We start from the raw sequence: 25414 nt of genomic DNA, 5'->3' as shown, positions 1-25414 counted from the left end.
TTAATCTTCTTTTTCTAAGGTATTTGTAGCGACCTCATCAAATAAGGTCAATAATTCTTCATTAGGTTCTTGTCCATATTTAGATTTGAAATAATCCTTGAACAAATCTTTCATGTCTTGATCTAAATTAACAGTAGATCCGCTACTGAGAAACTCTTGTTTTTTACTGACCACAGGTATAATATGAATTATCCCATCGTGAGCCTCATGTATTCTTTTTAAATCACTGGCTGTCAAAAAATTATCAGACTCAATAGTAAGTTCTACTAGAGCATTTTTATTATCGTGTAACCAGCGTACAGCTTCATCAATTTCCCTGAACCTAGTTCTAACAAGTGGGCGACCTTTTTCTAGCTGTACATTTCTATATTGTGCTATTTTATTAGGTTCAAGGTCTACGATCACCACTTGTTTTTTCTGTCCACTTTCCGAAAAAGAATAGGCTAATGGACTTCCAGGATAAATAACGGGCGCGGATCCTTGCCCAATTTCATGAAACCTGTGGAGATGACCAAGAGCTGTATACTGGATTTGTGATGGAATGCTATCCGAATAGACAAGATCTGCGAAGCCCAATCTGATAGGCTTTTCACCTTCTGGCTCTTCCAATACTTCACCACCCCTTTTTAACATATAAAGGTGTGTTGCCAAAAGATTAACGCCATAGGTATCGCAATATTGCCCTGCAAGGCCTTGCCATTTTTGTTTCAATACTTCCTGCAATTCGGTCGCTTTATCCTCAAACCCCAAAAACTGTTTTAAGCGGATCTCGTTAGCAAAAGCAGTACTCAATATTCTGATAGGATAATAATATTTAGGGATTTTTATCTCCAGGAAACCTTCGTCTACACGTAAAACATCGAAATGACCTTCAACGGTGATTGGGTTTATTTTTAAATGGGGTTGTCCAAAGAAGAATATTCCCAATTCTCTGGCTAAAGAATCCGGAGAGTCAATCCGATCTGGGGAATCATGATTGCCAGCAATTGCAACTACTGGTCTTTTGCCATTTTTGGATAATTTCTTTAAGGTTCTATAAAGTAATTCTGTCGCTTCAACTGGTGGATTAAATGTATCATAAAGGTCACCAGAAACGACTACAAGGTCGACATCCTCACGATCGGCAATCTGACAAATCTCTTCCATTACTTCTTTCTGTTCTTCCATTCTAGAATAGAAATCAAGTTTTTTACCCAGATGCCAATCTGCTGTATGTAATATCCGCATTTACAATAAATCTGTTAAGGTGAATTTAAAAATACAGATTTTTATTCTTGTAATTGGTTAAGAAATGTGAAAGATTTCGGTGATTATTGGTACTTATGTATCATTAACGGTCAGAATGTCCTAAGTCCTTTTGCGGATTTACCTGATTGCGAACCAATTGTTTAAGCTCTTTGATTTCGGGGAATCTACCTTCTCGTTTACGGTCGAAAATTATCTTGTCATCAACAAATACTGTGTAACGACCCGATATTTCGCTAGGTTCTAATTGTACAGCATACAGATCATCCACAAAGGTGGTCAGTAATTCTTGAGCCATATATGCGGCTCGTAATAGCCAACCACATTTGGGACAATATGTGATGCGTACTGTAGGTTTCAATTTGTAGTTTATTTATGTTTTTCAACAGTAAAAACCTCTGTTTTGCCATTGTGGCAAGAATTACATGCAATCTGATGTAAAACGCCCTCATGTGCATGCTTAAAATGCTTTTTATTGATCTGGCTTGTCATTTTAATCATCCATCTAGCCACATCTTTTTTAGGATTAGAATCAGAAGCAAAGTCAAGTCCTTTCTCTCCGTTAGCTTTTGGAGCATGACAATGATTACATTTTACTCCCAATGCCATGTTGAATGACTTCATCGTGCTATCTAGTTCTTCATTGGTAATATTTTTCGGGAGTACTTTTAGGTTTTGAGGTCTCTCCTCCTGTCCGCCTACATGAAAGGCACTTAAGCCCAATACAACGGCAAACAAACTTAATAGTGTGCTGATTTTTCTCTTCATTTCTCTTTACTTATAGTTGGTATAGCAAATTAATAAAAATTTTTGAATTGTAATGGAAATGTCATGTAAAATTATATTTGATTGATATTCATTATTTTACATAACTCTATTTTGTTAAATACCTCAATGTTTTTATCTTGCGAGCCTTGATTTTAAAATATTTCTGCTGCTGAGTACCTATGAATCAGCAAAACATGAAATTATAGCTATGTATAAAAACTTTTTAATGCTCCTTGCCTTGCTTGCAGGATTTACATTTTCTGCGGCAGCACAATTAAAAGCTGTAAAAGCCAAAAACGGTTATTCTTATTGGGTAAGAACTCCTGAGAACATTAATAAAAAAGAAAAATTGCCTGTCATAATATTTCTGCATGGTCGCAGTCTTTCTGGCCATGATCTAAATCGTGTAAAACGGTATGGTGTTTTACGTGCTATAGAAAAAGGCAAGGATCTGGATGCGATAGTCGTTGCCCCACAGACGTCCAATGGTTGGGATCCAGATAAAGTCATTGATGTGTTGGATCAAGTTTTGAAAGAATACCCTGCTGATGAGCATCGCGTTTATGTATGCGGTATGAGTATGGGAGGTTATGGAACAATGGATGTTGCTGGTAAGTATCCCGATAGAATTGCTGCAGCAGTTGCCATTTGTGGAGGGGGAACAGCAAGCTATGCATGTAACCTTACCCAAGTACCATTATGGATACAGCATGGAAGCGCCGACCGGGCTGTTCCTGCTTCTGAATCCAAGAAGATATATAATGCCATCAAAAAGTGCAACAAAAAAGCTGATGCAACACTAACCATTATACCGGGAGGAACTCATGGAAGTGTTGAAAGGTTATTCCATGGGGAGAAAATATATGATTTTATGTTCAGATACTCAAAAGACTCTTAAATAAGGTTTTATATATTTTACCTAACCTATTTAATTAATTAACGATTATGATGATTCATGTCAATGACAGTATGCAAAAAGGTTATTCCTATGAATTAACAGAATCTAAAGGCACCAACTTTCATCCTGATTTCAAGCCCCAACTTACCCCAAAAGAAATGTTGGAAATCGGTGTTTTTAACGGCAAATATCTCAACGATTGCAAGGAAGAATTTCCTATAGATTGGTTTGAAAATGCCAAAATCTATACCGGCACCAATTCCGAAGGAGATGCTAGTCTTAATTTCTTTAAGGTTAGAGCCTCTCAGTCCTTGAAAGAGTGGCAGAGAAAAGGTTGGATAAACCCTCAGGACCCGAGAGGTTGGTTTCAATGGTACTGCCGATATTATATAGGTAGAAGAAGCGCTGATGATGAACGACAAATAAAAAGGTGGAAGGCTATGTCCAGACATATTGCTCAAGTGAAGAATAACTGCCACTATGGCGATTTACAGTGTCGTCCCAAACAAAGGCAGGCACTTTTGCATTGGGCTTATGATAGCATCAATATGTAAATTTATAATACACAGTTAAAACTTAACATCACCTGTTGCCCATTATAACTCGGATATAAAAGATAAGGATGTTTTTTCTTCTTAAATCCACTTTCGATCATTGGCAATAACCAATAGGCCGTTTTAGTACTTAAAATCCCTATTCCTGCTCCCATTACGACATCGGAGAACCAATGTCTATTATTATACATTCTGAAAAATCCAGTACCTGAAGCAATTGCATATGCTCCTATTCCATACCAAATAGACTGGTGTCTGTATTCCTGCCAAATGAGTTCGGCACCAACAAATGCTGTCGCCGTATGGCCGGAAGGAAAGGAATTGTTGGCAGAGAAATCTGGTCTCATTACCGGAATGCTTCCTTTCATTAAGTTCACGGTTCCAGCCATTAAGGCGTGCGAAACTGCACCAACAATTAATCTTGATTTAAAATCATTCTTAGCCTCCACTCCCATAAAATCTAAAGCTAAAAAGGATGCAGTAGGCAAATATTGTGTATAGTCATCAACAGGGAATTTCCCAGGGTGATTATATTGGAGATTGTTTTTTATTATCTCATTTTGGTTTTTAATATAAGGGTTCTTTACTGAAACAATGCCAAAGGTCAAAAAGGTCACTGGGGCTATCAGATCTGTCCTTAATATCTGCTGGCCAAAGGTTTTATTTTGATTTATGGAGCGAGTTAAGATACTATCTTGTTGCCCAGTACAAATCAAAAAATGAAACATTAAAAGCAACAAAAAGTACAATCTTATCTTGATAAAATACAGTAAACTAAGGAGTTCCATTGTTAATATTGGTGGTTAGTCAATTCATTTATTAAATTTTTTAACAATTACGTTACATAATTCTTATTATTTAATAATTCTAAAATATTACTAACCTTCAATAAATAAAATACCTAACATTGAGTATTTTTAGGTTTGTAGTCCAAGTTTAGTTTGAACACAAAAACATCTTCAAAAAGGAAATTTTTGCCCTTTAAATTGCTAAAACCTGATCTATTTATATAATTCAACCATACATGATTTGTTAAATACTATTGGATTAAGATTTCTTAAAGTAGTTTTAGGGAATGACAAATTTGATGAAGATTTTACCAACTATACTAATGATGATAATGGGCAGCATTTCATGTAGCAGTCAGAATTACAAGGATGAAGATGCCTTGATTTTTTTGAAAAAATTTGATTTTGTAGATCAATTTATAGAAAGTTCTAAGCCTTTTGCTCCCCTCTTCCAATTAGATAAAGAGAATCTGGACAACTCTGTTTCAGAATTTCAAAATAAGTACAGTACAGAAGCAATTAAAGCGAATGTGGTACAATTCATTAAAGAAACTTATAGCAAGGAAGAGTTATCTAAAATGAAGGATTTGGATGCAGATGCTATTGTTGATCTTGATAAGGAAAAATTCAAATCTTTTGAGAAGAAAATCGAAAAGCTATTCGACGATCAATATATTGAAGGAAACAGACTGCTATCTGGAATCGAGATTACAGGAATCCCAAACCAGTCGCGTCCATTTGAGTTTTTCACTGTTAACAAACCTAATGGTCTTTATATTGCATCAGCATTTGACAGCTATCTTCCCCAAAACGTTCAGATTAGCCAAGAACCCTTGATTAAAGGTTCTGACTTTTTATTATCTAGAACTTCTGAAAGCGAAAGCCAACAAATTATCATTGAATTAGACCATAAGGATCAAAATAAAATAATTCATCATTTCTCGAATCTTCAAAAAGAGCCATTAGCATTAATAATAAACAAAAGAATAATAAATATTATCTCTGATACACCTAAAATAAACAACAATATATTAGTTATTTACAGTCCGTGGAGCAAAGATAAACTTCAAATGTTTTCAGATTCAATTAACAAAAAACACTAGATTAAAACCGAAGAATTATGTTCGAAAAAACCCCATTGATACAAGCTATTGACAAAGGCGATATGACAAGTGCTATTGAATTATATCAACAAGGAGAAAGAATTCCTCATAGCCAACATTCTTATGATTACAACCAACTTTATGACACATTGCTTAGGAATAAGGGATATGAACTTATCAATTTGATGTCAGAAAATGGAGAAATTGAAAAAGATATCTATATGTTAGATAAAATTGATGGATCTATCTATTCATCCATCATAAAAAAAAGAAATCCGGACGAGGATTTCGTGGCATTTTTACAAGATTTCATAAGTTCAAGCGATAATATAAATGATGAGGTATCAGGAGAAACTTTGTTATCTTACGCTATCCAATCCAAGGTTGATTCGTCGATTATCAAAGCAATGGTAGATGCAGGATGCAGAGTAGATTTCAAGGATAATTCAGAAAACAATCTGATAAATATATCCATTAAGAAACATGATTTAAAAGGCGATGAGTTAATCAGTTATGTTGAAACCTTTTCAAATGAAGGGATAGATATTAATGAACCAAATAAAATCGGCCAAACTGCTCTCCATATTGCGATGGAAAGCAATAAGTCAAATATTCTGGACTTATTGCTTCAGAATGGGGCTGATCCAAATCAGCAGGATCATGAAGGAAATTCAGCCTTTTTCATAGCAGTTGCTCATAAAGGAGATATTGAACTTTACAAGAAATTAGGTGAGTATGATACCATGGATTTCGAACAAACAAATAAACGTGGCGAAAAAGCTCTACATAATATTTTGAAAAACACAAGTGGGTTTTCTCATAGTGTGGATTTGATCCTTCAAATGATTGAGGATGGCGTTGATCTAAAGAGCACCTGCATGCACTATGACAATGCATATTCAGGTTGGTATTGGATTGCTCAACAGAACGCTGAATCTTTCCAAAGGATTTTCAATAGCGCAGGACCGGACATCAACGAGCAGGACGATCTAGGTAATACTCTGCTTCATTTGGTTGTTGTAAAAGATTCCAACCATGATCAAAATGTTGCTAAAGAAACCTACAAAAAGGTCAAGTTCCTGTTGGACAACGGTGCATCTGCTAGTATGTTGAACAACCAGGAAAAAACAGCGATGATGCTTGCATCTGAAGACAATCTAAAGGGGAAAACGGTTGAGTTATTATTGATTGCAGAACAAAAAGAAAGATAGAAACTATGTCCATTTCATTTATAATAGCCTGCGAAGGCGGAAAGAGAAAAATTGCTGAATTATTGTTGACCAATAAAGAAGTTGATGTAACCTATACAGATGAAAAAGGTCGAACTGCCCTTCATTATGCTGCTCATCGAGGTTACTTGGATTTGGTAAAGATTCTGATTGCAGAAGGTGCTGATTTAGATTATGAAGATCATCAGGGTGAAACTCCTCTATTTTTCGCCTGTCTACAAAAACAAAAACAAACAGCACTATACTTAATTGAAGAAGGCGCCAAAGTAAATATTAACGACCTTAAAGGCAACAGCTTATTGCATTTAACAGCATCTACAGGTCAGTCTGACGTTCTTGAAGTATTGATAGAAAAAGGTTTGGATGTAAACTCTGACAATAATAATGCTGAACAGCCATTGTTTCTGGCTGTATTGAAAAGGAGGTTGGAAGCTGCAAAAGCCTTAATTGAATCAGGAGCAAATCCGGACAGTACCAATAAAGTGCAGAATTCACCACTGCTGCTCGCTGTTAGAAACCGACAATTACCAATGGTTGATTTATTAATTGATAGCGGCGCAAATGTAAACCATGTTAATGAATCTGGTGAATCTGCTTTATTGGTTGCATGTTACGAAGGTAACAAAGCAATGGTAAAGAAATTACTTGACAATGGTGCCGATGTAAGTATAACTAATTCAATTGGTGTCTCACCTATTTGGTATGCCTGTGCACATAATCAGAAAGAAATTGTGACCTTATTGCTTGACAATGGCTTAGATGTGAACCATAGTAGACCTATTACGGGCAATGACCAAGCGATATATGGTTATTTGGATTTTGTGGAAACAAGCAATAACCTATCTATTGATGCTCAATTCAACTTTAGGGTGCAGGATTCCCAAGGCGGAGAAAGCCTTTTACATCATGCTGTTAAAAATGGTCATTTGAGCATGGTGAAATTACTAATCGAGCGTGGTGCCAATATCAATATCCAAGATGAATCAGGCAATTCGGCATTACATTATGCTGCAGCAAATGGCAAGAAAGATGTGATAAAATACCTTCTTGAAAACAATGCAGATCCGCAACTAGTCAATGTGAAGGAGCAAAAGGCTATTGATTACTCGAATATAAAGGGGCTAAACGAAATAACCGCCCTTTTGATCGAGTTCGGCTCGCCAAAGGCCAAGAACGATGCTCCTACAGCTTTAAATAGCCCGACATCGGAAACTGTGGCTGCCCCTATCGACAAGAAAAAAGCGTTGATGGACCTGAAAGAGCTTTTAGATGCAGGCATTCTTACACAAGAGGAATTCAATGAAGAAAAAAGCAAGATCTTAGCTGGTTAAAAATCCCAAATAATTCGATAATTTACTATCTTTTTTTGCGTTAAATACCTAGATATAAAACCAAATTATGATGGGAAATATTGCGCTAGGACTTTTAATTTTAAGAATTTTCATTGGTGGAAGAGCAATTTATGGGGTAATTGACAATGTAATCAATTGGGAAAAAATGCAAGAATTCGCGGGTTTCCTCGGAGCTCACAAATTCCCTTATCCCATTGTTTCTGCAATATTATCTGTTGCTGTTCAATTATTCTGTGGTTTTTTCCTGTTAGTAGGATGGCAAACCAAATGGGCAGCAATGATTATGTTTATCAATTTCTTGATTGCCATATTTATGGTTCACCTACCTAATGGTGACAGTATTGAAGCTACTACACCAGCATTAGCTATGTTATTTATTTCAGCTACTTTATTTTTCACTGGATCTGGAAAATATTCCATCGATAAGGATTAAGGCAAAATTCTTTGTTTAATGTGTTAATTATATAAATCGACAAAACTATGTTTAGCAAATAAGCGCGGTCATGACTAAATTTGAATGTATCAAAAATTAATTAAATATGAATACAATAAACTTCAAGTACAGTGAGAAGAAAAGAGGCTCGATGGCCATGAAATTTTTACTAATTGGAATTGCAGGAATTGCAGCAACCTATTATATCTGGTTTTTAGCGGACAGGGAATTCCTGATGGGCAAAGTAGCAAGTATTTTTCTTGCTTTGCTTGGTATTGGTTCTTTTATCTACATGAAGTTTACTGGAAACAAGAGTGGGGTTACAGCATTAAGCATTGGCCCAGAAGGAATTAAAGGAGACACAACTCCTATTGCAAAAGCGGCAGGATTAATTGCATGGACAGATATTACAAATGTTCACTTTTTGGGAAATCAATTGGATATTGAAGTTCATAATCCACAAAAATTCGCTGATAGAATGTCTAATTTCTTCGTCAGAGACACCTACCTTAAAAGCATGAAAGGAATTATACGAATCTCGTTATCAGAAATTGAATACACGGAGAAGGAATTAGCTGATGCTTTGAGTAAATATGCTCATAATATCAATCCTTAACCAAAATCAATACCCATTTACAGGTAATTTTAACAATTAATAGCAGGGTTGTTTCAAAAAAGTTAGATTTGTTACTACAACAAATATCCTAATATGAAAAAACAACTATTAATCCCTACATTACTTATCGGATGTTCATTATTTTTTGCTTGTGGAAGTTCTACGAAAAATACTGATGAATCTGAAGCAGAAGAGCCTGGTGTTGTTGAAAACATTAGCAATGTTGGAGAGGCTGTAAAAGGGCTTTCGGGTCTAGAAAAAGCCATGAAGGACGTGGAAGCACAAACCAACGCCCTTAAGGCCAAAACTCCAGTAAGCAATGACGACTTAAAGAATGTCTTACCAGAGACATTAGATGGCTTAAAAAGAATGTCAATTCGTGTAGGCGAGAATTCCTCTTTGGGAATTTCTTCAGCAAATGCTACCTATGAAAATGAAGATGGTTCTAAAACCCTAGATATTTCCATAATGGATGGTGCAGGCGAGGCAGCAAGCGCATTGACAGGACTTGCTTTTTACGGCTACAATACAGATTCTGAAGAAATTACGGAAAACACCAAAGAAAGAACAACAGATTTCAAAGGTCAGCGTGCAAAATTGACTGAAGAAAAATATGATGATGAATTCACTTCTAAAATTGAATGGATCCATAAAAAGAGATATTTAATGAGTATGGAAGGCAAAGGTTATACAATTGATCAGGTGGGAGATCTGATGGATAAAATTGGGACTGGAAATCTACCGGAGTAATTTATCTAATTAAAAAAACAGGTTGGTGAATACACCAACCTGTTTTTTTATAGATCTAATATAATTTTAAAATTATCCTTTCCTTTTCTTGCTTGACATCACAAACTGTAATTCTCCTCCTTTAGAAATATCATCATGAGAAATCTTATATCCTAAAAGCTCTTTGCCATTCCACAGCACTTTACTGACATAAACATTTTTTTCAGATTGATTTTTGGCTATAACCTTTAGGGTTTTACCATTTTCTAATTGAATTTCAGCTGATTTCACCAATGGACTTCCTAGCCAATACATAGTTTCACCAGGTGCAACGGGATAAAATCCAAGCGAACTAAACAGATACCATGCTGACATCTGTCCACAATCATCGTTCCCCCCTAGTCCTGCTGGTCCATTATGATATTGGTTTCGAATGATCTGACGGACTCTTTCTTGAGCTTTCCAAGGACTATTAGTCATATTGTAAAGGTAGGCAACATGATGGGAAGGTTCATTACCATGCACATAGTTACCAATAATACCTTCACGGGTTATATCTTCAGTTTTTTCAAAGTATTTGTCAGGCAAATGCATAGTGAACAAAGAATCCAAGTAATTTTCAAAGCGTTTTTGTCCCCCCATAGTTTCCATCAATTCCACAGGTTGGTGGGGTACATATAAGGAATAGTTCCATGTATTGCCTTCTATAAATCCTTGTCCATGTGTATCCAACACATCGAATTTCTCCCTGAATACGCCTTTACTATCTTTCGGACGCATAAAACCTATTCGTTCATCATACAAATTCTTCCAATTTTGAGCGCGTTTATTGAACTCATCAGCGATTTCTGTTTTCCCCAATTTCTCAGCTAATTGAGCAATGCACCAGTCATCGTAGGCGTACTCTAATGTATTAGATACTGATGTCCCATTTCTATCATCAGGTACATAACCTAAATCCATGTAGTCACCAATTCCTTCATATCGTCTTACTGTTGCAGTTTGCACACAGGCATTTAGTGCTGCTTCGGCATCCCCTTTATAGACTCCCTTCATAATAGCATCCACGACTACAGAAACCGAATGATACCCACTCATACACCAGTTTTCATTGGCATAATGAGACCAAATCGGCAACATATTTAAAGCAGATTGTTGGTGATGTGCCATCATAGATGCGACCATATCGGCGTTTCGTTTAGGATCTACGAGATTCAACCAAGGGTGAAATGCTCTAAAGGTATCCCATAATGAAAATGAAGTATAGTTCGTAAACCCTTCAGCTTTATGTATTTCTTGATCCAGACCTTTGTATTCTCCATTGACATCCATGTAAACCGTTGGCATTAGGTTAGCATGGTAAACAGATGTATAAAAGTTCACTAAATCCTCTTTATTCAACATCTCGACCTTAAATTTCTGCAATTCCTTTTTCCAATCAGCCTTACCTTTGGAAACTACCTCTTCAAAATTCCAATTTGGAGTTTCTGCCTGTGGATTTTCCAATGCATTTTTTTGACTCACTGGACTCAAAGCTACTTTCATCATTATTTGTTCACCTTCTTTAGTATCAAAATCAAGGTGCATTTTGATATTATGAGCTGCTAAATCAGGAAAATTGTCTTCTTGGTTGAATTTCCTCCAAAAACCTTTATATTGAACATTTTTATCAAGGTATTTGGCACCATAATTCTTAAAAGGTTTAGAGGTCTTAATAGCAAAATAAACTGTTCTAGTTCTTGCCCATCCATTAGTTTGCCTATAACCCGTTATTGTTGAATCATTTAATACCCGGACGAATGTCCAAACGTTCTTGCCATCATAATTGTAGATACCTGAAGTCAAATCCAAAATAAGGTGCGACTGATCAGATGCTGGAAATGTATATCGATGCATCCCAACTCTTGCACTTGTTGTGAGTTCTGCAAGGATATTATGTTTATCAAGTTTAACTTTATAATAATTGGCCTCTGCAGTCTCATTATCATGACTATATGGTGATCTATATCCATCCTGTGGTCGATCTGCTGTTCCAGGGTTTAATTGAACCTTCCCTTGAGTAGGCATTACCAAAATATCACCAAGGTCAGAATGTCCCGTACCAGAAAAATGTGTGTGGCTGAATCCAACTATCGTAGGATCATCATATTGATAACCGGCGCAATACTTATAAACATCTCCAGTATATTGTCCATTTACAGCATAAGGTATTGTGTCTGTTTCTGGACTTAATTGTACTGCACCAAATGGAACCGTGGCACCTGGAAATGTATGCCCCATTTTGGCCGTTCCAATCAATGGCTTTACATATTGCGTTAGGTTGGTTTCCTGAGCATGACCCGAAAAAGGCAATAAGGTTAGAATCAGAAACTTGGTTAGATTAAGATATCTTTTTTTCATGTTATTAAATTACAGGTTTTGAGGCATATTCTGACCAAAGTTCATCAATAGTTTTTCCAGTTTGTTTTGCCCAAAACTCTTCATTATAAGTTCTATCACGCATCGCTTTATCCAATTTTTTGATGAAATTCTTCTTTTTGTTGGTTTCTATCCAATGGAAAAATCTTGCCGTAACTCGGTAAGAATCGGTATATTTTTGTTTTTCATTAAACTCAGGTAATCTCCAGTTTCCTTTTTCATTTGCTACACCAAATTTAAATCTGACATAATCAGCGATTCCTTCAGTTACCCACCAAGGACCTGAACCATTTGGATATGCCTGAACAATATGCATGACCTCATGTGTAACCACATCGATATCATAAGGGTTTTTGAGGAGCCATGCAGGACTATAACGAACTATTCCACCGGCCGTTGCTGCAACCCCATCGTATTCAGGATCAATTACAAAGGTGACCTCCTTACGCGTTTTTTTGTTGAATTTCTTAGCTAGCTTAGGATAATTTGTAAAATAAGCATCAATAAGTTGTTGTTTAGTTTCTGGACTAAAGCTTTTGTCCTTATTAATCCAAATCAAGGTAAATCCTTTCTTTTCTAAGGTATCAACCTCAACGGCGACTTTGCGGTCTTCATCGGTGTGTTCCCAACTTTGTGCACTCAAATTTTTCGATGAGAAGGCCAAGGCCAAGGCAGCAAAAAGAGGTATAAATTGTTTTCTCATATTAATTTTAGATTTACTCAAAAAGTATATTGCCTCAGCATAAGAATAATGCATTTACAGACAACTAAAACGTTAATCTTAGTATCAAAGATATTTAAAAGAATTAGTAAAACACCTTATTTTCTTGTAATAATCTAGTTGAATTTATTAACCCAGGTTCATTTTTCGTGGGAAATCATGCTGTAACTTTAATAAAAAAAGAAGATATGAGTTCAGATGCAAAATTAATGAGTGCAATAATTATGTTTATTTTTCCCACGATTGAGTTTGGTGGACATTTCTTATTGCGGTATATGCAGGGAAAATATAAGCACTTGCAACTTACCCCTTTTCAACAACGCATGTTTAAGTCAGGTCATTCACATGCTGGAGTTTTTACGATTATAGCATTGATTTGCCAGCTTTTGATTGATCATGCTGGTTATGCTGAATCTATGTCCTGGTTTTTAAGGATTGGGTTTATAGCTTCGGCAGTTATTATTTCAGCAGGATTTTTCTTTGGTGCAATGGGTCCTGGGAGAACCAACACAAATAAATGGGCATCATTAATTATTGTGGCAATACTTTTAGTTACTACCTGTATGATTTCTTTGGGAATTGGATTACTGGCAAATAGATAATTTTTTCATGGGTAGGATTTTACAATTAGCGAATCCTGTTAAAATTATCGGAATGCGAGGTTTATTAATAGGGCAGTATTGGAAAAATACTGCCTTTAATAATTTTATTTATAGAGTTTTAGATATTTCATTCATGAGAGATTTGGCATTATTCAATTCTTCGTTCCACCCATCGAATCTTTGATTAGCCTCCATTTTATGGATTGCAGATTGAAATGCATCTAAACTCTTTTGGTCATTTTTATCTTTTAGAGCCTTCAGTACTATTTGTGCTTTTTCAAAATCCTGAATCCCCTCTAACATTCTTTCATAGCGTATAGAAGATCTTCCTTTGGGGTAAACGATATAAGTATCCCCAGCAGGCCAAGTTCTGAATCTGGAGTCTTGCAATGGTTTTTCCACCCAGGAGTTATAAGCCCAACGCAACATCCCATCAAATCCTGTTGCCAAAGCATACCAACCCAAATAAGTGGACTCGGCAGGTTCAGAAAACGTAAATTGATTAGGGAATCCATCTGAACAACAAATATAAAAGGTACTGTTTAGTCCCCTATTTTTGCGGTCAATAATATCATCTTTAGAGAATGGATGTCCGACAGAAATGCTGATATCTTCAGAATCTGGGAATCTTTGATAAGTTTTCTGGTTGTCGGCATAGGATATTCCAATTTCAGGAGCAACTTTGTTCAACAAAGCAAAGGCACCATCCATTTGTTCTCTTTCTCTTTCATCCATGGCAATATTTGTTTTTTCCAACCAACCTTTTGATTTCAGGTGTTCAGCAAAATCCTTTAGAAAAGGAGTCCATAGTTCTTCAAAAATCTCCGTTCCAGGTTTTGCTACAACATTAACTACTTTGTTTTTGGCAGCATCTGTATAATGGATTTCATTGTTCCAAGGAATAATAGAATAACAGTTGATCATTTCATTTACCCCAAGATCCATCATAAACTGCACCCAGCGATCAAAGACAGCATAATCATACGTCCATGATCCATCACTATTCTTAGTCCAGGTGATCATGTCTGCATACGGATCATATGTTTGAACGTTCCAAGGATCTTTATTTAAAGTGGTGGTAATTACTTTCTGCCCTGCATCTGCTAGCATTTGCATGACCGGTTTTAGTGCTTCAAAATGTGCATCACTCCACATTTCCACCCCTTCTACCCTTGCGACTGCCGAAGGATGCTGCCACTGGTCCAAATGGTAAGACCATTCGGAAGAAGGTGGTAATGTTTGATCGATTACTTCAAGATCCAGCGCTAATTGCTGAGGTTGCTGCCCCTGTGCAGTGACAGTTACAATTCCCGTATACAAGCCTGCTTGGGCATCTGATGGAATCTTTACACTTAACCAAACAGGTCTGGAAGTCTTGGATGGTATGTCAAATGATTTTAGATTATCCAACATATCTGGTGACAAGGAAGCAGCAAAATCTTCAGGTTTGCGATGTCCACAGCCTGGTCCGAACTCATCAGTCATAACATATCTTACAAAGCGAGCATCTGTTGCAGAGCTAGCAATCTTGGACTTATTTTTTGATACTAAATCAGAAACTTTTACTTGGACATCTGAAATATCAGTACCTGACCACAACAATATCTGCGCAGAAAGTTTTTCACCTTTCCAACCTTCAATCTTTACCCTGGTTTGTTTGTCAATATCTGGAGACAGAGATTTTGCAAATCTTCTATCAATCGTTACAAATGAAGTTTGAAGTCCAGAAGGCACTTTGGACCAATCAGATTTCACATCTTCGGTAGGGTCAGGAAGTTCAACAAAAGTTTCAGATAATGCAGCTTTGGATTGTGCATATCCCTCCTGATTAAAAGTTAAGGAAACAGTAATGGCAAGTAAAATAACCCATTTAGGTTTATTGAATTTCATTTCTATAAGTTTAGTTGAGCTAAGGAAAAGGAATTGTGATTCCTAGAATATGAGATACAATATACGGCATATAATTAAGAATAGAGTTTTTACTTTAATCAAGAGACATAAAAATAATTGTATAAAATTTGTTGCAAACGATTATTTTCATTCTATATTTGTACTTGTTTTTAATGAGTCTAAATAAATAAAGTGATTTCTGAGTAATTTATTCACCGGTAATAAATTGTCTTTGAATGAATGATAACTGTTTGGATTAAAAAAAATACGTCATGCTAAGACGGCAATCAAAGCATGACGCAAAATCTAATATCAGCTGTAACTGGTATTAGTTGATCAAGTTTTAGAGCTTGATCACCTTTAACACTGTATGTATGAAAGGACCTGCAAGATATGAAATTTTGGGTACCTATGCCCCTTATTATCTTGATTTTTTCTTTCATAAACAGTTAATGAATATTAAACATTAACAAACTTTATGAAGTACATAACCTTAACTAATAAGCATCGAGAGATTCATCTCCAAATTTCCTATAATATAATATTGACCTTCTTATTGAGCGTCTTAACATCGACAACATTTGCTCAAACCGGTATAATTAAAGGAACGATTCATACTCAAAACAATAGACCTGCAAAAAATGTCGTTGTCAAGCTCAATGGAAGCAAAGAGAAAGAAGTTGATTCTTTGGGTCGCTATGAGTTTCACAATCTAGAAGCAAAATCTTACGAGGTTACGGTAAAGCATATCAGCTTTGCTAGTCAGGTTTCTACTATCCATTTGAAAGCGGGTGAAACCAGGATTTTGGATTTTATTCTTGAAGATGACAAAAAAACTATTCAAGAAGTCCTAGTGAGTGCAAAGAAACCAATTGTGGAACATCAATTATCAAATTCGCTTCGAGTTCAGGTTCCGCTTTTGGAATTGTCCCAAAATGTGCAGACCATCAATTCAGAGGTTATAGCGAAGCAACAAGCATTCAATCTTTCCGATGGGGTTTTCAGGAATATTAGCGGTGTTAGTAGGCAAACGCACTGGAATGATATGTATGTCAATATTCATATGCGTGGTTCCCAAATTCAAGCATTCAGGAATGGAATGAACATTGTTTCATCATTTTGGAGCCCACTATCTGAAGATATGGCTACTGTAGAAAGAATTGAATTTGTGAAGGGACCTGCTGGTTTTATGATGTCTAGTGGTGATCCAGCGGGGATATACAATGTGGTAACAAAAAAGCCAACCGGTATCCAACATGCTGAAGTGACGATGAGCTTAGGGAGTTTCGAAAATTATCGAAGCACATTGGACCTAGATGGGAAACTATCCAAAGACGGGAAATTACTATACCGTTTAAATATTGCAGGATCTTCTAAAGCATCTTTTAGACCGAATGAGGACAATAAAAGATTGGTTATAGCTCCTGTTTTATCCTATAAGCTCAACAACAAGACAATAGCTACTTTTGAGTACACCTATCAGAAAGCCAAGATGACTGATGTAGGTTCGGGCTATGTTATGTCACCTAATGGTTTTAAGAGTCTTCCCAGAGAGACCACTTTTATCCAAAAAGGAACACAACCTTTTAATGTGGACGAGCATTCGACTTTTTTAACTATCGAGCACCAATTAAGTTCTTCTTGGAAATTCACAGCACAAGGATCTTATTTCAACTACAATCAGACCGGTGCTAGCAGTTGGCCAAAAGATATTTTCCCTGATGGGAAAGTAATTCGTAAATCAGACATCTGGGATGCTAAGAGCACGATGGTTTTAGCACAAGCATTTCTAAATGGAGACTTTGAGACTGGATCTGTTCGTCATTCAGTTTTAGCAGGAATCGACTTAGGAAGTAAGGATTATATTGCCGATTGGAACCAAAGTATCGTATTAGACAGCTTAAACGGTGGCGAATTTGACCCTAAGAATCCAGTTTATGGGTTTGATTTCGGTCCTCAATCTTTTGACCGAAGTTTATCCTTAGAAGAAAGAGCAGCAAGAGGTGGTGGAAGCATGAATACCAAATATAGTTCTGTTTATGTTCAGGATCAGCTGGGATTTTTCGACAACAAATTGCGACTGACCCTAGCTGCACGCTATACTTCAATGGCTGTAGGAACATGGGGCGGAACACCTATTAAAAATGACAAAATTACCCCTAGAGTTGGTGTTTCCTATTCAATCGACAAAAATACGAGTGTTTATGGGTTATTAGATCAAACATTCCTCCCACAACAAGGGATTTTGTTTGACGGTTCAAAGGTAAAACCTATTACAGGAAACAATTACGAGTTAGGTTTGAAGCGTGATTGGTTTGGTGGAAAATGGAACAGTACGCTTTCCTTCTATCAAATCACTAAAAATCACGAGATAACTTCCTATGGTCCCGACCCAAAAATGTCTGTTGAAGTTGGTCAGAAAAAAATAAAGGGTATCGAATTTGATCTCCGAGGAGAAATCACAAAAGGACTGAACCTAATAGCGAATTATGCCTATACAGATGGAAAAGTTAGCAAAGTAAATGAAGGTGTCGATCAATTTTTTGTAGGACAAATTCTTGATGGTGCGGATAAACATATAGCCAATCTTTGGATGGATTATGAAATAAGTCAAGGTAACGCTAAGGGTCTAGCCTTCCAATTGGGTGGTTATTCTAATATTGACAGAGCAACTGAATATTATTCTCAAGAATTCAAGGAGCGAAATATCGAAGATTATTTCAGGTTTGATGCTGGTATGGGATATCGCAGAGACAAATTTAGTATCAACCTGAATGTCCAGAATCTTTTTGACAAATACCTCATCGACGGAGGTAGTTTTTACACAGATTATTTCAATACAGCAGTTTACTCTTGGCAAGCAGGCGCACCTAGAAATTATAGACTTTCATTCTCATATAAATTTTAAATCATGAAAATAAAATTAATCTTAACATTCATTATCAGCTTCGTTGCTGCAAGTCTTTGTCAAGCACATGCACTTTGGATAGAAACGTCTTCAGAAGGACAATTAAATAAAAAACACATTGTAAAGGTATATTATGGTGAATATGCAGAACAATTAATCGATTCTATTGACAATTGGTATTCTGATGTCAAAGATTTCGAAATCTTCTTGACAAGCCCAAAGGGGAATAAAATTAAACTAGATAAGCAAACAAATTCTGATCATTTTGTTTCAGAATTTGTACCCACAGAAGATGGAATCTATACTATTTCGGTCATTCATGGAGCAAAAGAGGCTTATGAGACTATGAGATTTGAGTTCTCTTCAATCGCATTTGTAAAGGTAGGAAAACAAGAAGGAATGACTGGAGAACATCCCTTTCATTTGAAAAGCCTAAATGATAGCAAAAAATTAGGTTCTGAAATCAATTTGGCAGTATATGACAATTCTATTCCCCTAAAGGAAACAGAAGTTATTATTATGGGTCCCGAAGGTTGGACAAAAACATTACATAGTGATGCTTCGGGCAAGGTAAGTTTCAAACCATTGATTCCAGGAAAGTATATTATTGAAGCATCAAAAACTGTTGAGAAAACCGAGAATTGGAATAACCAAAAGATTGACAAAATCTGGCGAGGTACAACAATAGCAATTCAAGTAAAATAATTTAATCCTTCTCGCACATCAACACGCTTTTGATGTGCGGGATTTTTATTTTAAATCATGATCAGCTTTATATTCCTATTGGTATTTTCAGGTAGTTATTTGATCTATTGCAGTAGTAACAAAATGATCAAAACCCATAATGTTGAAAACACCTTTTTAAGAATAATTCCGTTAAAATACCTGAAACCACTGGGATTAATATTTCTATCAATTGCTGGAATTTTTACCTTGAAATATCAAGGTCTTGAGGCAGGTGCATATGCACTAATAGTGTATATAATGGGATCTCTGAGTCTAGTGATCCTACTAATACCTTATAAAATCCTATCCTGGAAACATTTAATCATAATTTTCATTGTGATCTTGTTTCTCGAACTATGCTATGAAAACCAAATCTTAATTCACTATGCCAGCAAATAAAAAATATTTAAGCTCACCAACGCAAAGGATTCTGAAGATTTCATCTGGCTTTGTGGGTGGATATATATTAATGATATCATTTCATAATTTCATGGCATTGATATTTGACAAGAGGGACGTAGTTATTATTTCTGGTTTTACTGGATATTTTTTATGGGCCTGCCTACTTTTAATTGCCATTTTAGGCAAAAACGGTTGGATAGTTTGGTTAGTCTATCTATTACTAGCATTCATATTTTCTATTCCCTACCTATTTTAAACCTGATTAAATGAATATCAGAAATTACAACATCTATTTCAATACTCATACTATAAGTGGTATAATAATTTGTGCTTTTTTATATGTGATTTTCTTTGCGGGTTCATTTTCCTTTTTTAGAAATGATTTAGCCGCTTGGCAACAGGGTGAATCTTTTTCAACTTTCAACAAAGAAGAAATTAATTACGATTACCTTTTAGACTCCCTTGGAAAGACCATTAATTTAAAGGGCCGTGACATCACCTTTTCTCTTTATCACGATGGTGCTAGATCATACATGAGTTATTCAGATTCTAAAGACAGTCTTGAAAATAAATCTAATTTGGCTAAGATAAATGCTGGAATTGAAGATCGTAATAATTGGCTGAATAGTGATGCAAAATATTTCGGATATAATTTTGTGAATAAAAAGACAGGTAATTATTCAGAAAATTATGATTTAGCAGAATTCTTATATCGACTACATTTTTTAGCCCAACTCAATGAAGTTCCTATCAATATAGGCATTGGTCCATTTGGATACGTTGTTGCTGGATTGACTTCATTTTTATTTCTGTTCGCACTGATCACAGGCATTTTGTTGCACTGGGACAAGATTGTCTCCAATTTTTTTATTTTCCGACCATTTAATAAATGGAAATCCGTATGGACAGATATGCATACTGCACTAGGTGTTATTGGCTTTCCATTTCAATTGGTATATGCTATTACTGGAGTTTTTTTGATATTAAATTCGGTCCTGGCCATTCCGTTTGAAAAAATACTTTATAAAGGAGACTCTGAAAAGATGTATACTGAATTAGCATATAATCACAGTAAAAAATTAGAATACTCCTATTCAGAATTGGAATTTATTCCTAAAATTGAAAAATACGTGAATGAAGTTGGCAAAAAGTGGTCAGAATCTAAACTGACAAGGATAACTGTTCATAATTATGGTGACGCCAACATGCAAATTGTGCTAGAGTCTAGGCCACTTTATGCTCAATATTTCCCTGGCTATGGAATATACAATGTAAGAGTAAAAGATAACCAGGTTATTGAGGAAAAGTCACCTATGCAGGATGCAACTTTTGTGGACCATGTTAAAAGCTTGTTGTACAGACTTCATTTTGGAGATTACGCAGGTTATCCGCTAAAGTTTTTATCCTTTATTCTGGGGGTAATGGGTTGCTTAGTTATTTCTTCTGGCATTATGATTTGGCTAGTCGCAAGGGATAAAAACAATGTTAAGCCTGTTAAAAGAAAATTTAATTTCTGGTTGGCAAATGTATACCTGGCAATTTGTTTAAGCATGTTTCCTACTACAGCCATAACTTTCATAGCTGTAAAAATGGGAAAGCAGGTCGATCAAGTATATATTTACAAAGTTTACTTTTGGACTTGGTTGATCTTAAGTACTTACTATATTCTCCGCAAAAATTTAAATCGAACTAATAGAGAGACTTTATTTCTAGGAAGTATTATTGGAATTTGTGTTCCTATTGCAAATGGAGTTTATTCTGGAAATTGGATTTGGAAAAGTTTTAGTGAAGGAAAAATTGACCTTTTTGTAGTGGACTTACTTTGGGTAATTATAGGCCTAATAGGATTAATAATTTGTTATCAATCAAATCGTTATTTTAACAACCTAAGAACGAAAATTAAAAAAGTCTAAGACAACAATGTCTCTTTTACTAAGATATACAGACCCACCAATAAAATCATATATCCAAAAGCAACTTTTAGAGATTTGTTTGGGATTTTATCTGCTAAATAGAATCCGATGAATATTCCCAATACTGTTCCTCCTGTGTATCCCAATAAAAGGTTCCAGTCGAAAAATTCAAATTTTTCAAGATCCCCCATGACTCCAAAGAAAGAATTGATGGTAATTATAATCAACGATGTTGCAACTGCGCGACGCATGGGCAAACGGTAAAAATTCACCAATGCCGGAATAATTAGGAAACCGCCACCTGCACCTACCAACCCTGTTACGAGACCAACCAAAGCACCTTGTAAAACTATTACCTCAATCGGAGTTTTTGTATTTTCAGCTGGAAGTTCAATGCCATTTTTTGCAGAACGAATCATGCTCAATGAAGATGCTACCATGACAAAGGAGAAAAGAATCATCAAAAGGACATTTTGATGAAAGTCATATCCTGCTATATGGATTACTTCCGGAACTAAAGGAAGTATAAATGATCGGGTAATAAAGACAACAATAAGGGAAGGAACACCAAAACTAAGGACCTTTGGCAGATCTGCTTCCTTTCTGTAAATTCCTCGGATCGCACCTATAAAAGAAGTGATGCCAATAGCAAATAATGAATAAGTTGTTGAGAGGGCAGCATCCACTCCCATGATATAAACTAAGATTGGCACCGTTAAAATAGTACCACCACTACCAATTAACCCTAAAGTTATTCCTACAATAATTGCTAAGATACAGCCAAGAATAATCATACTTTTTTTAATTGGTTAAATCAGTGTGCTCTTATATTATTTCGCTGTAAAAGTAACAGAAATTAATGGGATACAATAATGGATCTATATTTATTCGCCTGGGATATAATCCAAAGGTAGCAGATAGGCTAACTTGGAATATCCAACTGCATAGCCACTCAAAATCCAATTTGCAGGCGGGAAATAAGCACCCTGTTGTTCGATTATTATGCCTTCTTTGTCCACCAAAAATAATTCAGACACCTGGGATGCTGATTTTTTTAACAATTTGCTCTTTGACTTTTCAAATTCGGCAGGAAAGATAACATAAAGGAAGTCTTGATAGTTGATTCTTTTTAGGTTCGATTCTGGATCTTCTACTTCAATTATTTCTTCCGGTTTCATAATTCCCATTAAATAACTGATTTGTTCAGGTTGCCCCATCTGTTTTCTGATTGTGTTCAATTGATCTTCACTGACCTCATTTTGCGAAGCATAGAATAGTTTCCAATTCCCATTATATTTCTTTTGAACAGCGTCTAGAATATCTTTATATTTTGCTCTTGCCTCTAATCGAACTTCATTATCTTTCTTTACCAATTTCCGAACTATATACCCGTCTTTTTCCCAAGACTTGTTGAACGTACTGGTTACAAATTTATTCATCGATAATTGATAGGCATCATTTCGATTATTCTTAAACTTTGATTTTCCTTTGCCGATGTCTTTAAAAAAAGCATAGCCTTCAAAATAAAACATATTGGTACCAAAATCCATCTTAAAAGCACCCATATCATAAACTAAGTCATATCCTAAAGCATTATTTCTAATTTGTAAAGGTTCAGTTGCAATAGCTGTCAACACTTTTGCTTTTTGGTCATATCTAAACTTGACTACCTCATGGTTGGTGATTTTACAATCGTCAGCAAAGTCCCCAATTCCAATTAAATTTTCTATAAAAAATCTTCCCCACTCTTTCCATCCATCCTTTAAATAATTAGTAACTACCACTTCTTCAATTGCAGTGGACTTTTCGAATAGTACCACTGTTAATTCTTGTTCCAAAGGTAACTGAACCTGTAAGACCTTCTTTTCAAACCCCATATTGGTAATTACCAATTCAACTAAATTGCTGGAGGTATTCAGTGTAAATTGTCCCTCCTTATTAGAACTGGTGCCGAGAGAAGAATTATTGATATAAATAGATGCTCCTGCAATGGGACTTCTATTGTCTGCATTTATTACTTTTCCTTTGATTAGCTGTTGAGCTGCCAAGGATTGGAAAATAGCTGTTAATATTAAAAATAAAAAGGCCCTACGCATGGTTACGATATTTTCGTAAATATATGGTTTTTACCTTTCACTAAAAAAGCCTGATTCTGGAAAGAACAGGCTTTTGACTAACAAAAATATAAAAGAATGTGATTATTGGGCAGGTGGTGGTAAAGTTGTATCTGCTGCCGACGAATCTAATTTAATAATCTCTTCATCGGGTGCATTAATATTATAGCGTTCCTGATTTCCTCCTTCTTGAGGATCTGGAAGTTCCTCAGCATCTGTCTCTGTATTCTCGCTATCATTATTATTATTACAACTTATCATAGTCATTAATCCCATGGCAAAAATTCCAGTAATTAATATTTTAAACTTATTCATATGCTTGTCATGTTGATTTTTATTATAAACCCTTCAGAATTATTTTTGTTTGGATTTCATTATAAAAAAACCTGATCTTACAAGTAAGATCAGGTCTAATTTAGGTTATTAAGAGTTAATAAAGGTCTTTAAAGTTTTTCTCCATGTTGGGAGATATCGAGTCCCACTTCTTCATCAGCATCAGAAACTCGCAATGAAGAAATCATATCTGTGATTTTCAACAAGATAAAAGCCATTACTAGAATAAACACTGTTGAACCTATCAGTCCGATGATATGTGCAGAGAACAATTTCCATTCTCCATAAAATAAGCCGTTATCAGCTACAACAGAATTGATGGCCCCAGTTGCAAATACGCCAGTCAAGAGCATGCCGACCATACCTCCTACTCCATGACTTGGGAACACATCCAATGTATCATCAATTCTAGAGCGAGTTCTCCAAGCAATTACCAATCTACTAATGACTGCTGCTACGGCCCCTACGATCAGGGAATGCCCAACGGTTACAAATCCAGCGGCTGGTGTAATGGCTACAAGTCCGACAACAGCTCCAATACAAACACCCATTGCTGAAGGCTTTATTCCTTTTGAGGCATCCAGGAAAATATAGGTCAGTGCTGCTGCGCCTGAAGCTGTTGAAGTGGTGATCAAGGCTGTTGCAGCAAGTTCCGAGGCTGAAAATGCAGATCCTGCGTTGAAACCAATCCATCCAAACCAAAGTAAGCCAGTTCCCAACAATACATAAGTAATACGCGCTGGCGTATGGACATACATATCTTTGCCCTTTTTAAGATATAAAGCTGATGCCAGCGCCGTAAGACCTGCAGACATGTGAACTACAGTTCCTCCAGCAAAATCTAATACCCCCATTTTAAATAATACCCCATCTGGATGCCAAGTAGCATGTGCCAATGGTGCATAGATGAATATAAAAAATAAGCATATAAATAAGACATAAGAGGTAAACCGTATCCTTTCTGCAAAAGCTCCAGTTATCAGAGCTGGAGTGATAATTGCAAACTTGAGCTGATAAATAGCAAATAATGCAAATGGAATCGTAGGCGCACCATCCCATGGCGCTCGTTCCAAGACTCCATTAAACATAAAATATGTAGTTGGATTTCCGATAACACCACCCACAGAATCTCCAAACACTAGGCTAAAGCCAAATACAACCCATAGAACAGCTACAACTGCCATACAGATAAAACTTTGCAACATGGTGGAAATTACATTCTTTTTCTTAACCATTCCACCGTAAAAATATGCAAGACCCGGCGTCATGATCAAAACCAACGCCGTAGAAGTCAACATCCAAGCAACATCTGCATAATTATACTCTGAACCAGAGTGAATTTGAGGTGTTTTTGAAAAAAGAAGTGAAATTATCACCAAAATCCCCATAAAAACTAGAGGAACATAAGATTTTTTACCCGATAGAACCATAATTATTTTGATTAGTTTAAACAAATTTACATTTTAATTGAAATTATCAAAATAAAAATTGAATTTTTTTGAATAAATATGAAAAATTAAAGACTTTTAGTATTAAAACACCAATATTAAAATCAAAAAACTAGATAAATTGTGGCTATTTATATTTTATTTGATGAAAAAATCAGTAAAAACATATTTATAACCTATATTTTTTGACAATTAGCGAGAATAACAACTAACATTTAATATTT

General features: G+C 35.7%; 23 protein-coding genes. 12 read left to right on the top strand and 11 right to left on the bottom strand.

Annotation, left to right across the window (positions count from 1 at the left end; all coding sequences use genetic code 11):
* The 3 genes from CRT24_RS20530 to CRT24_RS20520 all read right to left on the bottom strand — a co-directional run bounded on the left by CRT24_RS20530 (position 1) and on the right by CRT24_RS20520 (position 2013).
* A complete protein-coding gene (locus CRT24_RS20530) occupies positions 1 to 1227 on the bottom strand; it encodes an exonuclease subunit SbcD (RefSeq protein ID WP_099372963.1) in 1227 nt (408 codons plus the stop codon).
* Between the two features lie 103 nt (positions 1228 to 1330).
* Positions 1331 to 1606, bottom strand: a complete 276-nt coding sequence (locus tag CRT24_RS20525; protein WP_099372962.1) for a SelT/SelW/SelH family protein — start codon at positions 1604 to 1606, stop codon at positions 1331 to 1333.
* An 8-nt stretch (positions 1607 to 1614) separates the two neighbouring features.
* The gene (locus CRT24_RS20520) at positions 1615 to 2013 is read right to left on the bottom strand and encodes a c-type cytochrome (protein ID WP_099372961.1); all 399 of its coding nucleotides are present in this window, start codon (positions 2011 to 2013) and stop codon (positions 1615 to 1617) included.
* Positions 2014 to 2221: 208 nt separating this feature from the next.
* On the opposite strand from CRT24_RS20520, the gene CRT24_RS20515 reads away from it, so the two are divergent.
* Complete coding sequence (locus CRT24_RS20515) at positions 2222 to 2911, top strand: prolyl oligopeptidase family serine peptidase (RefSeq protein WP_099372960.1); 690 nt, start codon at positions 2222 to 2224, stop codon at positions 2909 to 2911.
* A 47-nt stretch (positions 2912 to 2958) separates the two neighbouring features.
* Positions 2959 to 3465 carry a hypothetical protein gene (locus tag CRT24_RS20510; protein WP_099372959.1) on the top strand — a complete coding sequence of 169 codons (507 nt, stop codon included), beginning with the start codon at positions 2959 to 2961 and terminating at the stop codon, positions 3463 to 3465.
* Positions 3466 to 3467: 2 nt separating this feature from the next.
* Here the strand turns inward: CRT24_RS20510 and CRT24_RS20505 are convergent, their stop codons facing one another.
* Positions 3468 to 4181, bottom strand: coding sequence for a phosphatase PAP2 family protein (locus CRT24_RS20505; protein ID WP_180269184.1), 714 nt, complete (start codon positions 4179 to 4181; stop codon positions 3468 to 3470).
* A 371-nt stretch (positions 4182 to 4552) separates the two neighbouring features.
* Between CRT24_RS20505 and CRT24_RS20500 the strand changes: the two genes are divergently transcribed.
* From CRT24_RS20500 to CRT24_RS20475, 6 genes are all read left to right on the top strand, one after another.
* Positions 4553 to 5356: a hypothetical protein gene (locus CRT24_RS20500; RefSeq protein WP_144034626.1), complete on the top strand. Its 804-nt coding sequence runs from the start codon at positions 4553 to 4555 to the stop codon at positions 5354 to 5356.
* A gap of 17 nt (positions 5357 to 5373) precedes the next feature.
* Positions 5374 to 6567, top strand: a complete 1194-nt coding sequence (locus CRT24_RS20495; protein ID WP_099372956.1) for an ankyrin repeat domain-containing protein — start codon at positions 5374 to 5376, stop codon at positions 6565 to 6567.
* Positions 6568 to 6572: 5 nt separating this feature from the next.
* Entirely contained in the window at positions 6573 to 7916 is a 1344-nt protein-coding gene (locus CRT24_RS20490) for an ankyrin repeat domain-containing protein (RefSeq protein ID WP_099372955.1), read from the top strand.
* A 67-nt stretch (positions 7917 to 7983) separates the two neighbouring features.
* On the top strand, positions 7984 to 8370 hold the full coding sequence (locus CRT24_RS20485) for a DoxX family protein (protein WP_099372954.1): 387 nt from the start codon (positions 7984 to 7986) through the stop codon (positions 8368 to 8370).
* A gap of 106 nt (positions 8371 to 8476) precedes the next feature.
* A complete protein-coding gene (locus CRT24_RS20480) occupies positions 8477 to 8986 on the top strand; it encodes an STM3941 family protein (RefSeq protein ID WP_099372953.1) in 510 nt (169 codons plus the stop codon).
* A 93-nt stretch (positions 8987 to 9079) separates the two neighbouring features.
* Positions 9080 to 9736 (top strand): hypothetical protein, encoded by a 657-nt coding sequence (locus tag CRT24_RS20475; protein ID WP_099372952.1) that lies wholly within the window; start codon positions 9080 to 9082, stop codon positions 9734 to 9736.
* Positions 9737 to 9808: 72 nt separating this feature from the next.
* Here the strand turns inward: CRT24_RS20475 and CRT24_RS20470 are convergent, their stop codons facing one another.
* Positions 9809 to 12115: a GH92 family glycosyl hydrolase gene (locus tag CRT24_RS20470; protein ID WP_099372951.1), complete on the bottom strand. Its 2307-nt coding sequence runs from the start codon at positions 12113 to 12115 to the stop codon at positions 9809 to 9811.
* A 4-nt stretch (positions 12116 to 12119) separates the two neighbouring features.
* Positions 12120 to 12836: a basic secretory protein-like protein gene (locus tag CRT24_RS20465; protein WP_099372983.1), complete on the bottom strand. Its 717-nt coding sequence runs from the start codon at positions 12834 to 12836 to the stop codon at positions 12120 to 12122.
* A 206-nt stretch (positions 12837 to 13042) separates the two neighbouring features.
* Between CRT24_RS20465 and CRT24_RS20460 the strand changes: the two genes are divergently transcribed.
* On the top strand, positions 13043 to 13456 hold the full coding sequence (locus tag CRT24_RS20460) for a hypothetical protein (RefSeq protein ID WP_144034625.1): 414 nt from the start codon (positions 13043 to 13045) through the stop codon (positions 13454 to 13456).
* 108 nt (positions 13457 to 13564) lie between these two features.
* On the opposite strand, the gene CRT24_RS20455 is transcribed toward CRT24_RS20460, so the two are convergent.
* Entirely contained in the window at positions 13565 to 15346 is a 1782-nt protein-coding gene (locus tag CRT24_RS20455; RefSeq protein WP_099372949.1) for a DUF4091 domain-containing protein, read from the bottom strand.
* Positions 15347 to 15824: 478 nt separating this feature from the next.
* On the opposite strand from CRT24_RS20455, the gene CRT24_RS20450 reads away from it, so the two are divergent.
* From CRT24_RS20450 to CRT24_RS20430, 3 genes are all read left to right on the top strand, one after another.
* Entirely contained in the window at positions 15825 to 18254 is a 2430-nt protein-coding gene (locus CRT24_RS20450; protein ID WP_099372948.1) for a TonB-dependent receptor, read from the top strand.
* 3 nt (positions 18255 to 18257) lie between these two features.
* Positions 18258 to 18959 (top strand): hypothetical protein, encoded by a 702-nt coding sequence (locus CRT24_RS20445; RefSeq protein WP_099372947.1) that lies wholly within the window; start codon positions 18258 to 18260, stop codon positions 18957 to 18959.
* A 689-nt stretch (positions 18960 to 19648) separates the two neighbouring features.
* A complete protein-coding gene (locus CRT24_RS20430; protein WP_099372944.1) occupies positions 19649 to 21295 on the top strand; it encodes a PepSY domain-containing protein in 1647 nt (548 codons plus the stop codon).
* On the opposite strand, the gene CRT24_RS20425 is transcribed toward CRT24_RS20430, so the two are convergent.
* The 4 genes from CRT24_RS20425 to CRT24_RS20410 all read right to left on the bottom strand — a co-directional run bounded on the left by CRT24_RS20425 (position 21292) and on the right by CRT24_RS20410 (position 25172).
* Positions 21292 to 22089: a sulfite exporter TauE/SafE family protein gene (locus tag CRT24_RS20425; protein ID WP_099372943.1), complete on the bottom strand. Its 798-nt coding sequence runs from the start codon at positions 22087 to 22089 to the stop codon at positions 21292 to 21294. The two genes, CRT24_RS20430 and CRT24_RS20425, sit on opposite strands and share 4 nt — an antisense overlap.
* 90 nt (positions 22090 to 22179) lie before the next feature.
* Positions 22180 to 23391 (bottom strand): carboxypeptidase-like regulatory domain-containing protein, encoded by a 1212-nt coding sequence (locus CRT24_RS20420; protein WP_099372942.1) that lies wholly within the window; start codon positions 23389 to 23391, stop codon positions 22180 to 22182.
* A gap of 102 nt (positions 23392 to 23493) precedes the next feature.
* Positions 23494 to 23724 carry a hypothetical protein gene (locus tag CRT24_RS20415; RefSeq protein WP_099372941.1) on the bottom strand — a complete coding sequence of 77 codons (231 nt, stop codon included), beginning with the start codon at positions 23722 to 23724 and terminating at the stop codon, positions 23494 to 23496.
* A gap of 128 nt (positions 23725 to 23852) precedes the next feature.
* Positions 23853 to 25172, bottom strand: coding sequence for an ammonium transporter (locus CRT24_RS20410; RefSeq protein ID WP_099372940.1), 1320 nt, complete (start codon positions 25170 to 25172; stop codon positions 23853 to 23855).
* Positions 25173 to 25414 lie beyond the last annotated feature (242 nt).

The sequence above is a fragment of the Sphingobacterium sp. 1.A.5 genome (genome assembly GCF_002734235.1).
In the GTDB taxonomy this organism is placed as follows: domain Bacteria; phylum Bacteroidota; class Bacteroidia; order Sphingobacteriales; family Sphingobacteriaceae; genus Sphingobacterium; species Sphingobacterium daejeonense.
Note: the sequence above shows the minus strand (reverse complement) of the source record. Positions and strands in the feature narration are given on the sequence as shown.

What these genes read in the sequence shown, in the direction of transcription:
- CRT24_RS20530 (WP_099372963.1), bottom strand. Translation starts at nt 1,227, where the DNA reads ATGCGGATATTACATACAGCAGATTGGCATCTGGGTAAAAAACTTGAT.
- CRT24_RS20520 (WP_099372961.1), bottom strand. Translation starts at nt 2,013, where the DNA reads ATGAAGAGAAAAATCAGCACACTATTAAGTTTGTTTGCCGTTGTATTG.
- CRT24_RS20515 (WP_099372960.1), top strand. Translation starts at nt 2,222, where the DNA reads ATGTATAAAAACTTTTTAATGCTCCTTGCCTTGCTTGCAGGATTTACA.
- CRT24_RS20510 (WP_099372959.1), top strand. Translation starts at nt 2,959, where the DNA reads ATGATGATTCATGTCAATGACAGTATGCAAAAAGGTTATTCCTATGAA.
- CRT24_RS20500 (WP_144034626.1), top strand. Translation starts at nt 4,553, where the DNA reads ATGAAGATTTTACCAACTATACTAATGATGATAATGGGCAGCATTTCA.
- CRT24_RS20495 (WP_099372956.1), top strand. Translation starts at nt 5,374, where the DNA reads ATGTTCGAAAAAACCCCATTGATACAAGCTATTGACAAAGGCGATATG.
- CRT24_RS20490 (WP_099372955.1), top strand. Translation starts at nt 6,573, where the DNA reads ATGTCCATTTCATTTATAATAGCCTGCGAAGGCGGAAAGAGAAAAATT.
- CRT24_RS20485 (WP_099372954.1), top strand. Translation starts at nt 7,984, where the DNA reads ATGATGGGAAATATTGCGCTAGGACTTTTAATTTTAAGAATTTTCATT.
- CRT24_RS20480 (WP_099372953.1), top strand. Translation starts at nt 8,477, where the DNA reads ATGAATACAATAAACTTCAAGTACAGTGAGAAGAAAAGAGGCTCGATG.
- CRT24_RS20475 (WP_099372952.1), top strand. Translation starts at nt 9,080, where the DNA reads ATGAAAAAACAACTATTAATCCCTACATTACTTATCGGATGTTCATTA.
- CRT24_RS20470 (WP_099372951.1), bottom strand. Translation starts at nt 12,115, where the DNA reads ATGAAAAAAAGATATCTTAATCTAACCAAGTTTCTGATTCTAACCTTA.
- CRT24_RS20465 (WP_099372983.1), bottom strand. Translation starts at nt 12,836, where the DNA reads ATGAGAAAACAATTTATACCTCTTTTTGCTGCCTTGGCCTTGGCCTTC.
- CRT24_RS20460 (WP_144034625.1), top strand. Translation starts at nt 13,043, where the DNA reads ATGAGTTCAGATGCAAAATTAATGAGTGCAATAATTATGTTTATTTTT.
- CRT24_RS20455 (WP_099372949.1), bottom strand. Translation starts at nt 15,346, where the DNA reads ATGAAATTCAATAAACCTAAATGGGTTATTTTACTTGCCATTACTGTT.
- CRT24_RS20450 (WP_099372948.1), top strand. Translation starts at nt 15,825, where the DNA reads ATGAAGTACATAACCTTAACTAATAAGCATCGAGAGATTCATCTCCAA.
- CRT24_RS20445 (WP_099372947.1), top strand. Translation starts at nt 18,258, where the DNA reads ATGAAAATAAAATTAATCTTAACATTCATTATCAGCTTCGTTGCTGCA.
- CRT24_RS20430 (WP_099372944.1), top strand. Translation starts at nt 19,649, where the DNA reads ATGAATATCAGAAATTACAACATCTATTTCAATACTCATACTATAAGT.
- CRT24_RS20425 (WP_099372943.1), bottom strand. Translation starts at nt 22,089, where the DNA reads ATGATTATTCTTGGCTGTATCTTAGCAATTATTGTAGGAATAACTTTA.
- CRT24_RS20420 (WP_099372942.1), bottom strand. Translation starts at nt 23,391, where the DNA reads ATGCGTAGGGCCTTTTTATTTTTAATATTAACAGCTATTTTCCAATCC.
- CRT24_RS20415 (WP_099372941.1), bottom strand. Translation starts at nt 23,724, where the DNA reads ATGAATAAGTTTAAAATATTAATTACTGGAATTTTTGCCATGGGATTA.
- CRT24_RS20410 (WP_099372940.1), bottom strand. Translation starts at nt 25,172, where the DNA reads ATGGTTCTATCGGGTAAAAAATCTTATGTTCCTCTAGTTTTTATGGGG.